Source organism: bacterium, assembly GCA_035691305.1.
Lineage (GTDB): Bacteria > Sysuimicrobiota > Sysuimicrobiia > Sysuimicrobiales > Segetimicrobiaceae > DASSJF01.
In genome coordinates this window covers 75,935-86,652 of sequence record DASSJF010000013.1, presented here as the reverse complement: position 1 = coordinate 86,652, position 10,718 = coordinate 75,935, and the positions used below count along the sequence as shown (strand labels likewise).

At 70.4% G+C, this 10,718-nt stretch carries 8 protein-coding genes and 1 pseudogene; 7 read left to right on the top strand and 2 right to left on the bottom strand.

Annotation, left to right across the window (positions count from 1 at the left end; translation table 11 throughout):
• The 4 genes from VFL28_02640 to VFL28_02625 all read left to right on the top strand — a co-directional run.
• The coding region (locus tag VFL28_02640; protein ID HET7263539.1) for a potassium-transporting ATPase subunit B at window positions 1-331 on the top strand (331 nt) is incomplete at its 5' end.
• 10 nt (window positions 332-341) lie between these two features.
• Window positions 342-914, top strand: coding sequence for a potassium-transporting ATPase subunit KdpC (kdpC, locus tag VFL28_02635; GenBank protein HET7263538.1), 573 nt, complete (start codon window positions 342-344; stop codon window positions 912-914).
• A 6-nt stretch (window positions 915-920) separates the two neighbouring features.
• On the top strand, window positions 921-3,668 hold the full coding sequence (locus VFL28_02630; GenBank protein HET7263537.1) for a sensor histidine kinase KdpD: 2,748 nt from the start codon (window positions 921-923) through the stop codon (window positions 3,666-3,668).
• Window positions 3,641-4,351: a response regulator gene (locus VFL28_02625; GenBank protein ID HET7263536.1), complete on the top strand. Its 711-nt coding sequence runs from the start codon at window positions 3,641-3,643 to the stop codon at window positions 4,349-4,351. The genes VFL28_02630 and VFL28_02625 overlap by 28 nt, the downstream gene beginning before the upstream one ends.
• Before the next feature lie 21 nt (window positions 4,352-4,372).
• Here VFL28_02625 and msrB read toward each other — a convergent pair whose 3' ends face one another.
• Window positions 4,373-4,795: a peptide-methionine (R)-S-oxide reductase MsrB gene (gene msrB / locus VFL28_02620; protein HET7263535.1), complete on the bottom strand. Its 423-nt coding sequence runs from the start codon at window positions 4,793-4,795 to the stop codon at window positions 4,373-4,375.
• 249 nt (window positions 4,796-5,044) lie between these two features.
• Between msrB and VFL28_02615 the strand changes: the two genes are divergently transcribed.
• The 3 genes and pseudogenes from VFL28_02615 to VFL28_02605 all read left to right on the top strand — a co-directional run bounded on the left by VFL28_02615 (window position 5,045) and on the right by VFL28_02605 (window position 9,564).
• A complete protein-coding gene (locus VFL28_02615; protein ID HET7263534.1) occupies window positions 5,045-7,768 on the top strand; it encodes an HD domain-containing phosphohydrolase in 2,724 nt (907 codons plus the stop codon).
• Between the two features lie 109 nt (window positions 7,769-7,877).
• Window positions 7,878-7,979: pseudogene (locus VFL28_02610) on the top strand (ABC transporter ATP-binding protein).
• A gap of 151 nt (window positions 7,980-8,130) precedes the next feature.
• Window positions 8,131-9,564 (top strand): aspartate aminotransferase family protein, encoded by a 1,434-nt coding sequence (locus VFL28_02605; GenBank protein HET7263533.1) that lies wholly within the window; start codon window positions 8,131-8,133, stop codon window positions 9,562-9,564.
• A gap of 63 nt (window positions 9,565-9,627) precedes the next feature.
• Here VFL28_02605 and VFL28_02600 read toward each other — a convergent pair whose 3' ends face one another.
• Entirely contained in the window at window positions 9,628-10,686 is a 1,059-nt protein-coding gene (locus VFL28_02600; GenBank protein HET7263532.1) for a P1 family peptidase, read from the bottom strand.
• Between the last annotated feature and the right edge of the window lie 32 nt (window positions 10,687-10,718).

Sequence of the window (10,718 nt, the reverse complement as noted above, 5' to 3'; positions counted from 1 at the left end):
GGCGCTCACGACGTTCAGCATCGCGAACGACGTGGCGAAGTACTTCGCGATCATTCCGGCGGCGTTCGCGTCGACGTACCCCGCGCTGGGCGCGCTCAACTTCATGCGCTTGGCGACGCCGCAGAGCGCGATCTCGTCGGCGGTCATCTTCAACGCGCTGATCATCATCGCGCTGATTCCGCTGGCGCTGCGGGGGGTGCAGTACCGGCCGGCGGGGGCCGCGCGAATTCTGCGCGACAACCTGCTGGTCTACGGGGTCGGCGGGGTCATCGCGCCGTTCATCGGCATCAAGCTGATCGACCTCATGCTCGCGGCGCTCGGCCTCCGATGAGCGGCGGCGTATGAAGCGTCAGATCTACCCGGCGATCATGATGGCGGTGCTGTTCACGGTGCTGCTCGGATTGATCTACCCGCTCGCGATCACCGGGATCGCGCAGGTGATCTTCCCGAAGCAGGCCAACGGCAGCCTCGTCGTCGAGAACGGCCGCGCCGTGGGCTCGACGCTGATCGGCCAGCCGTTCTCCGACCCCAAATACTTCTGGGGACGGCCGTCGGCGACGTCGCCCTTTCCCTATGACGCGGCGTCCTCCAGCGGCTCCAACCTGGGCCCGACCAACCAGGCCCTGATCGATCGGGTCACGCGGCGGATCGATGATCTGCGCGCGGCCGACCCCGGCAATACGGCGCCGATTCCCGTAGACCTCGTCACCGCATCGGCGAGCGGCCTCGACCCCGACATCAGCCCGGCGGCGGCGCGGTACCAGGCCGCACGGGTCGCCCGCGCGCGGCATCTGCCCCTCCAGACCGTCGACCGCCTGATCCGGGAGTACACCGCGGGCCGCCAGTTCGGCATCCTCGGTGAACCGCGCGTGAATGTGCTAGAGTTGAACCGAGCGCTGGATCAGACGAGGTGACTTTGTATCGCATATGCCGGGGAGGCGGAACGTCCGCGTCCTGAGGCTTTCCTGAAGGAAGCCGAGACCGAGGAACGCCGGCACCGGACGGGCAAGCTCAGAGTTTTCCTGGGATACGCCGCGGGGGTCGGCAAGACGTACAGCATGCTGCTCGCGGCGCGCGAGGCGCAGGCCGAAGGCCGGCGCGCTGCGATCGCCTATGTGGAAACCCACAAGCGCGCGGAGACGGAGGCGCTCGTCCACGGCTTCACCGTGATCCCCCGCTGGCAGATCGCGTACCGCGGCGTGACGCTTGAAGAGATGGATCTCGACGCCGTCCTCGCCGAGCACCCCGACCTCGCGATCGTCGACGAGCTGGCCCACACGAACGCGCCGGGGTGCCGCCACGCCCGACGGTATCAGGATGTCGAGGAGCTGCTCGAGGCCGGCATCGACGTCTACACGACGCTCAACGTCCAGCACATCGAGAGCCTCAACGACATCGTCGCGCAGATCACCGGCATCACCGTGCGCGAGACGGTCCCCGACCAGTTTCTCGAACAGGCGGACGAGGTGGGACTCGTCGATCTGCCCCCCGACGAGCTGATCCAGCGTCTGCACGAGGGTAAGGTGTACGTGCCCGACCAGGCGCGCCGGGCGATCGACAAGTTCTTCCGTCCCGGCAACCTGACCGCGCTCCGCGAGATCGCCCTCCGCTACCTCGCGGGGCAGGTCGACCATCAGATGCGGGCCTACATGGAGAGCCACGCGATTCCGGGCCCGTGGCCGGCCGGGGAGCGCGTGCTCGTCTGCATCGACGCCGATCCGCTCGCCGAGCGCTTGGTCCGGACCGGGCGGCGGATGGCCACCGGCCTCGACGCCGAGTGGGTCGTGCTCCACGTCGAGACACCCGAGTACGCGACGCTCCCCGAGCCGGCCCGAGACCGGATCGCCCGAACGCTGCGGCTCGCGGAGGAACTCGGGGCGCGGACCGTGAGCCTGCCGGGGACGCGGGCCTCAGAGGAAATCATCCGGTACGCCCGCGCCCAGAACGTGTCCAAGATCCTCGTCGGCGTTTCCCACCATCCGCGCTGGATTCAATTCATCCACGGTTCCGTGGTCGAGCGCATCATGCGCGCCGCCGGGGACATCGACGTGTACGTGATCAGCGCGGCGCGCGAGCGCCGGCGCGGACAGGAATCCCCCGCCCGGGACTGGTCCGCGCTCCACAGCAAGACGTACGTCTACGCCGCGGGCGTGGTGGCGCTCGCCGTCGTGGTCGGCGCGCTGGTGCACGGCGTCTGGGCCCAGGCCAACGTGACGATGCTGTTCCTGCTGGCCGTTGTCGTGACGGCCCTGCAGTGGGGGCGCGGGCCGGCCACGCTCGCCGTCGTCGTGAGCCTCGCCGCGTTCGCGTTCTTCTTCGGGCCGCCGTCGTTCACGCACACGGTGGCCGACACCCAGTATCTCGTGACCGTCGCCGCGCTCTTGTTTGTCGGCCTCGCGATCGGCACGCTCGCGAGCCAGACCCGCGAACAGGCCCGAGCCGCGCGCAGCCGGGAGGCCTACATGGCCGCGCTGCACTCGCTCAGCGGTGAGCTGGCGGCGACCAACGACCCGGAGGCCATTTTCCAGGCGGTGGGGCGCCACATCGCGGCGACCTTCGGCCGCGGCGTGGCGATCTTTCTGCCGAAGGGCGATTTGCTGGAGCCGCGCCTGGTCACCCCAGGCTATCCGCTCACCGAGAACGAGCGGGCCGTCGCCGACTGGGTCTACCGCCACGGCCACTCCGCGGGGTACGGGACGGATACGCTCCCGGCCGCCGCCGCACGGTACATGCCCCTCAAGACCGCGCAGCGGATCGTCGGCGTGCTGGGCGTGCAGCCGTCCGCCTCGGGGCCCCGGCTTACCCCCGAGCAGCGGCGGCTCCTCGACGCGTTTGCCAGCCAGGCCGCGCTCGCGATCGAGCGGGTCGACTTGGCGGAGGAAGCGCACCGCGGCGACGTCGCGCGCGAGACCGAACGGCTGCAGACCGCGCTTTTGAACTCGATCTCGCACGACCTGCGGACGCCGCTCGCGTCGATCACCGGCGCGTTGACCACGCTGGGCAGCCATCCGCCCGCCGCCGAAGCCGTCCGCCGCGAGCTGATTCAGAACGCGAAGGAGCAGGCGGAGCGCCTCAACCACCTCGTCGGCAGCCTGCTGGACATGAACCGGTTAGAGGCCGGGACCTTGCGACTCCGCCTCGCGCCCGCGGACGTGGAAGATTTGATCGGCGCGGCGATCACGCAGCTCGGCGAGGCGGCGCAGCAGCGCGACATCCGCGTCACGGTCGAGCCCCACGTGCCGGCGGTACCGATGGACTTCGCGCTCGTGACGCAGGCGCTCGTGAACATCCTCGACAACGCGCTGCGGTACTCGCCGAGCGACGCGCCGATCGAGGTCGGCGCGCGCCTGGTCGGCGGCGAGGTGCAGATCCGGGTGGAGGACCGCGGGCCGGGGGTGCCGCCCGGCGACGTCACCCGGATTTTCGACAAGTTCTACCGGATCCAACACGACGGCAAGGTCCACGGCGCCGGCCTCGGCCTCACGATCAGCCACGGTGTCATCGCGGCACACGGCGGACGCATCTGGGCAGCCAACAGGCCGGCCGGCGGCGCGATCGTAGCGTTCGCCCTGCCGGTGCGGCCGCCCGCCGCCGCCCACGATGAGGACACGCGGACGGACCGCGGAGATCGAGCGCCTGAATGGGCGATATCGGGCCCCGCGTCCTAGTCGTCGACGACGAACTGGCGATCCGGCGGTTCCTGCGCGCGTCGCTGTCGGCGCAGGGCTATCAAATTTTCGAAGCGGCGTCGGGAGAGCACGCGCTGCAGGCCGCCGCGGTCGACCGGCCGGACCTGGTCATTCTCGATCTCGGGCTTCCGGATCTGGACGGGGTGGAGGTCACGCGCCGGCTCCGCGAATGGTCGAAGGTCCCCGTGATCATCCTGTCCGTGCGCGGGCATGAACAGGATAAGATCGCGGCGCTCGACGCCGGCGCCGACGACTACCTCACCAAGCCGTTCGGTATCGGCGAACTGCTGGCGCGGATGCGCGTCGCGATGCGCCACGGGGCGCAGCCGGCCGACGAGCCCGTCGTCACGGTCGGCGACCTGACCGTCGACGTGGCCCGCCGCCTCACCGCCGTGGCCGGTCGTGAGATCGCGCTGACCCCGGTCGAGTACTCGCTGCTCCGGACGCTCGCCGTGCACGCCGGCCGCGTCTTGACCCACGGCCAGTTGCTGCGCGAAGTGTGGGGGCCGGGATACGTCCGCGACGGCAACTTGCTCCGGGTCAACATCAGCAAGCTGCGTCACAAGATCGAGCCGGAGCCCGGCCGGCCGCGCTACATCGTTACCGAGCCCGGGGTGGGCTACCGGCTGCGCGTGCCGGCGGACTCGCCGGCCACGATGTAGTTACAGCCCGCCTGACGCGCGCTACCGCTCCGCGTCGGGTTTCTTCGGGTCCAATTTCAGCGCGGCGGAGTTGATGCAGTAGCGGAGACCGGTCGGCGCCGGGCCGTCGTTAAAGACGTGGCCCAGGTGCGCGTCGCACCGGGCGCAGAGCACTTCGGTGCGGATCATGCCGTGGCCGCGATCCGTCTCCTCGGCGATGGGCGCGTCCTCGGCCGGCCGCGTGAAGCTCGGCCATCCGCATCCTGCGTCGAACTTGTCGTCCGACTCGAAGAGCACCGCGCCGCAGCAGACGCAGCGGTACGTCCCCGGCGCCGTCGTCTTTTCGTACTCGCCGCTGAACGGCCGCTCCGTCGCCTTGTGCCGCGTGACCGCGTACTGCTCCGGCGTCAACAGCTGACGCCACTCGGCGTCCGTCTTCTTAAGTTTCTCTCGTTGTTGGGTCATCGAGGTTCCCTCGGCCGAAGTTCGGCGGAAGTTCGCGTCGCCCTCACGATATCTCCGGGACAGGTCGTTGGCAAGGCGGCGCGTGGTTGAGAGCCTGCGCCGCCCACACCCCTCGGGTTCGTCTTCACAGGTTTACGCTCATTTTGTCGACTTTTGGGCATCAGGAATAGAAGGCTCGGGGCACGTTGCGGTAAAGGCGGTCGACGAACATCCCGGGCACACCGGCCGCCTGAGAGGACGTTTTCCGCCATGCCGCGTGCTGCGGGATCGGGGGAAACGCACCGCCCCACGGAGACGCGGGAGAGCCGCCGTGACGGCAACGATCTGCGCGCGACGCTTATGGCGCGTCTCGTGGCCGTCAGCGACACGCTGCGGGGCAGCCCGTCGACGGACTCCGCCGCGGCCGCCGTCGGCCGCGCGCTGCTCATGCTCACGGGCGCCGCGCGCGGCGCCGTGTTTCTCCGGTCGCAGGCCGGCATCGTCACCTGCCCCTGGTCGCACAATCTCTCGGACGACTACGCTGGGCACCTCCGGACACCCGAGGGAGCGAACCCCTGGGCGCATCTGTCGCGGCATCCCGAACTGACGTGCATGGAACTGCCCGCGCGCGGCCGCGTCCGGCCCGCCGGTCCGTCGATCATCGAGGACGTCCGCGCCCTGCCGGCCGGCAACGACACGCGGCGCGCCGCGGAGCGCGAAGGGATCCGCGCGATCAGTTCGTGGCCGCTCAGCCGGGGCGGCCGGGTCTTTGCGGCCGTCGCGTACTACTTCGATGCGCCGCACGAGTGCGCGGAGGCCGAGCGGGAGGTCGTGCTCGCCTTCGCGCTGCAGGCCACGGCGACGCTCGAGCAGGCGATCGCCGCGGAGGCGCGCGGCGAGACGGCCGCCGAGGCGATCGCCGCGGCCGAAGAGGCCGCCGAGATCGGGGCGCGGCTCGACGTCGAAGCTGCCAGGCTGGCCGCCCTGCAACGCGCGTTGGACGCGGAGAGCGCGCACCTGTCCGCCGAGCGCACGGACCTCCAGGTTGAGCGCGAGCGGCTCGGGGGTGCGCGTCGGAAGCTCGACGCGGACCGCGAGCGCCTGGACGAGTCGCGCCGTGCGCTCGAAACCGAATCCGAGCACTTCGCGGCCACGCGGGGCGAGCTCGAGGCGGACCGGAAGCGTCTGGCGGATCTCCGCCGCGACGCGGAAGAAGGGCAGGCCAAGCTCGAGACGTTCCGCCACGAACTCGACCTGCAGCGGTATCAGCTCGACGGTCTTCGGGAAGAGCTCGACATCGCGCGCCGGGAACTGACGAAGGCGCGCGGAGATCTTGAGACGGAACGCGCCGCGGTCGCCCAGGCACGGGCGGACGTGGAACAGGCGCGCGCGGCGCTGGACGGCGAACGCGCGCGCGAGCGTCAGGAGGCAGCCGAGGTACGCGCGGCGCTGCACGCGGACCGTGAGGCGCTGGGGAAGACGCGCGCCGAGCTCGAGGCGGACGGGAAGCGTCTGACGGATCTCCGCCGTGAAAGCGAAGAAGAGCAGGCCAAGCTCGAGGCGTTCCGCCGCGAGCTCGACAAGGAGCGGCATCAGCTCAACGGGCTTCGGGAAGAGCTCGACGGCGCGCGCCGGGAACTGACGAAGGCGCACGGAGAGCTCGAGACGGAACGCGCGGCGGCCGCCCAGGCACGGGTGGACATGGAACAGGCGCGCGCGGAGGTGACCGGCGCCCGCGGCGATCTTGACACCGAGCGCGCGGAAGCGGCCAAGGCGCGCGCGGCCCTGGACGCCGACCGCGAGACGCTCGGGAAGACGCGCGCGGAGATCGAGGCAGAGCGCGCCGGCCTCGAGGGGACGCTCCGGACGCTCGAAGCGGAGCGCGCCAAGCTAGACGAAGCGCGGCGCGCGCTCGAGGCGGAGCGAAAGCGGTTCACCGAAGCCCGCGCGTCGGCGGCGAAGGACGATGGGACGAAGCACGCGGCGGCCGCCGCCGAGTTGGAGGAAGAGAAGAGCCGCCTGATCGAGGCGCACAGCGAGCTGACCCTCGCCGAGGGCGAGTTGGCCCGCGCCCGGGCGGCGCTGGACGCGGAGACGGCGCAGGTCGCCGCCGCGCGCAAGGAGATCGACGCGGACCGCGCACGTCTCGGGGAGCAGCGGCGAACGCTGGACGCGGAGACGGCGCAGGCCGCCGCCACGCGCAAGGAGATCGACGCGAGCCGCACGCGTCTCGGGGAGCAGCAGCGAACGCTGGAATCGGACCACGCCCGGTTGACCGAGGCGCAGCGCGCGCTCGACGCGAATCGCGCCCACCAGATCGAGGCGCAGCGCGGGCTCGACACGGAGCGCGCCCGCCTGACCGAGGCGCAGCGCGCGCTCGAGACCGGCCGCGCGGAGCTCGAGCAGCGGCGGAACGCGGCGGCCCCGGCGCTTGCTCCGGCGGCCTCGGCTCCGAAGCCCGCCCCGGTGGATCCGGCGCGCTTCAAGCCCGCCAAGCCCGCCGTCTCGAAGGACACTAAGGCGAACAAGTCGGCGAGCATCCCGGACGAAGGGAGCATCCGGCCGATCAATTCGGTGATCGGCCGGCAGACGACGCCGGAGCGGTATCGGGAGCGGCTCGCCGGGTGGGCGGAAGTCGCCGCGAAGGGTCTGGGCTGCAATGACGCGGAGATTCTCGACGTGAAGCACGCGGCGCTGCTGCACGGCGTCGATACGGTCGGACGCGAGATGTCCCCCGGCGTCGCGACGATCCTCAAGTACCGGACGGAGCGCTGGGACGGCGCGGGGACGCCGGACCGTCTCAAAGAGGACGCCATCCCGGTTGGGGCAAGGATTCTCGCCGTGGCGATCGCGTACGCCGACATGGTCACAGGCGGACCCGGCACGCCGATGCTGTACTATCTCGACGCGAAGGCGCAGCTGCGCCGGAACGCCAGCGCGCAGTTCGATCCGGAGGTCGTGCAGGTCTTCTGCCGCGTCGTCGACCGCGGCTGACCGTTCGATTATCGTCCTGAGCAGGCTTTAACTGAGCCCCCATGGAAACCGGCGAGGCGTCATGGCGCCGCCGCCGTCCATATGAAGGGGCGAGCAAGAACCTTCTTTCGCGCGGGGGCCGCGGGTCGCGGCGCTCGATGCGGTGAACGTGACCGTGGACGCGCGCGAGTTCGTCACCGTCATCGGTCCCTCCGGCTGCGGCAAGTCCACGCGGCGGCCCTCCGAGGGCGTCACGCCGGCGATCGGGTGCGTGTCCTGCCGTCCAGCGAAGCGATAAACTGGATAGAGGCGCATCTTCTCCGGAGGCGACCCCCGCGCGGAAACGCGCCGGGTGTTTTAAAGGCGACGGGAGGAGGCAGTTCATGCCCGACAACGAGACGACCCTGAAGACCTCCGCGACATCCACGGCGGCACAGGGAACCACGTCCGCGCCGGCGATGACGCCGGTCGAACAGCAGGCGCTCGAGCACATCTGGATCCACACCGCGCGGTGGCTCGACCTTGCCGAGCGGGATGGGCTGCGGGTGCTGGTCCGCGGCGACGGCTGCCACCTCTGGGACGCCCGCGGCCGCAAGTACCTCGACAGCCTCGCCGGGCTCTACGTGGTCAACGTGGGCCACGGCCGGAAAGAGATCGGCGAGGCGATGGCCCGCCAGGCCGGAGAGCTGGCCTACGTCTCGGCCGCGTCCTACACGAGCCTTCCCGCGGTGCAGTTGGGCGACGTGCTGGCGGGGCTGACGCCCGGCGACCTCAACCGGTTTTTCTTCTGCTCCGGGGGGTCCGAGGCCGTCGAGACGGCGATGAAGATCGCCAAGCAGATCCAGGCGATGCGCGGGTTCCCGAAGCGCTACAAGATCATCGCGCGGCTCGGCGGTTACCACGGCGCGACCTTCGGCGCGTTGAGCGTGACGTCGTCCCGCAACGAGACGTACTTCGGGCCCTTCATGCACGGCGTGTCGTTTGTGCCGTCGCCCGACCGCTACCGGCCGCGGTTCGGTCTCAGCGGCGAGGCGGAGGACCTGGCCTGCGCGGACGCGATCGACTACGAGATCCGGGCGCAGGGACCGGAGACCGTCGCCGCGGTGCTCGGCGAGCCGGTCTCGGCCGCCAACGCCACCCACGTGCCGTCGCCGCGCTATTGGCAGCGGGTGCGGGAGATCTGCGACAAGCACGGGGTGCTGCTGATCTGCGACGAGGTCATCAACGGCTTCGGCCGCACGGGTACGATGTTTGCGACGGAGCAATTCGGCATCGTACCGGACCTCATGACGATGGCCAAGGGCCTGTCCTCCGGCTACGCGCCGATCGGCGCCGTCGCGGTGACCGACCACCTGTACGCGGAGTTCAAGCAGAAGGACGTCGGCCTCGCGCACCTGCTGACGTTCGGCGGACAGGCCGTGTCGTGTGCCGCGGCCCTGGCGAACCTCGACATCATCCGGCGCGAGAACCTGCCGCGCCGGTGCGCCGAACTGAGCCCATACTTGAAAGAGCGCCTCGAAACCCTGCGCGCGCACCCGACCGTCGGCGACGTTCGGGGCATCGGCCTGCTCTACGCGGTCGAGCTGGTGCAGAACAAGCAGACCAAGGAACCGTTCGGCTGGGGCCCCGCCGCCGCGGCGCACCCGTTCAGCCGGCGGCTCGTGGCCGCGATGGACGAGCGCGGGCTGTTCGGTCGCGTGTTCATGTCGATTCAGATCTCGCCGCCGCTCGTCATCACGCGTGAGGAGATCGACCGGATGGTCTCGATCATTGACGAGAGCCTGACGGTGGCGGAGCGCGAGTTCGGGTTCGTCTAGGCGGGACACGCGATCCTCGTTGACGGCGGCCCCGCCGGCGACCGGCGGGGCCGCCGCCGTTTATCATCGGCGCGGACGGTGAGCGGCGATGATCTGCCGCACTTCGTCGAGCGGCATCGCCTCGACCGTGCCGCGGAATCCCGTCATCGTCTCGGCGGCCGTCAGCGCGTTGAGGATCGACTCTTCGGTGGCCTCGGCGACGGCCTCGAAGAACGGGTCGATGTGTTCTTGGGGGATCATCGTGAGCGCGTAGGGCGCGGTGGGCGGCGCGGGAAGGTCGTTCCCGGTCGCAAACGCGAGGAAGAGGTCGCCGCTGGTGTTGAACCCGTGGCCGCCGACACGGGCGAGCCCGACCGTGGCGCGGCGCGCGAGGCGCGTGCACTGGATCGGGATCAGCGGCGCATCCGTCGCGGCGATCACGATGATGGAGCCTTTCGGCTCCTCGCCGCCCCGGCGCGCGTCGAGCTCCCGGCCCACCGGAACACCGTCGATGCGGAGGTGCGGTAGGCGGCCGTAGTTCGCCTGTACCAGGACGCCCACGGTGTAGCGGCCGCCGAGCACCCCGACCACCCGCGACGCCGTGCCGATGCCGCCTTTGAACCCGTGGCACCGCATCCCGGTGCCGCCGCCGACGTTGCCCTCGGCGACGGGCCCGCCCGCCGCCGCGGCCAGCGCCTCGTAGAGGTGATCGCCGGTGATCTGAAACGCTTCGATGTCGTTGAGAAACCCATCGAACGTCTCGGCCACGATCGGGAGGTGAAAGCGGTGGCTGTATCCGTGCTCCACCGCGTAGCGGATCAGCGCGTCGCGGACGACGCCGACGGCATAGGTGTTGGTGATGGCGATCGGCGAGCCGAGCAGTCCGGACTCGTCGAGCCACGGCACCCCGGTCATTTCGCCGTTGCCGTTGAACGAAAACCATCCGCCGAACGCATAGTTGGTCCAGATGGCGCCCCTGCGCGGCACGATGACGGTAATGCCGGTGCGCGTCACGTGCGGGGCATCCGCGATGAGCGTGCGGTGCCCGACGAGCACGCCGCCCACATCCGTGATCGCGTTGTTCGGACCGGCGGGCAGCCGCCCGATCGTGATGTCGAGGTCCCGCACGCGTGCGCGTCCCATGCCTGATCCTCCAATCGTGGGCCGGGAATGCT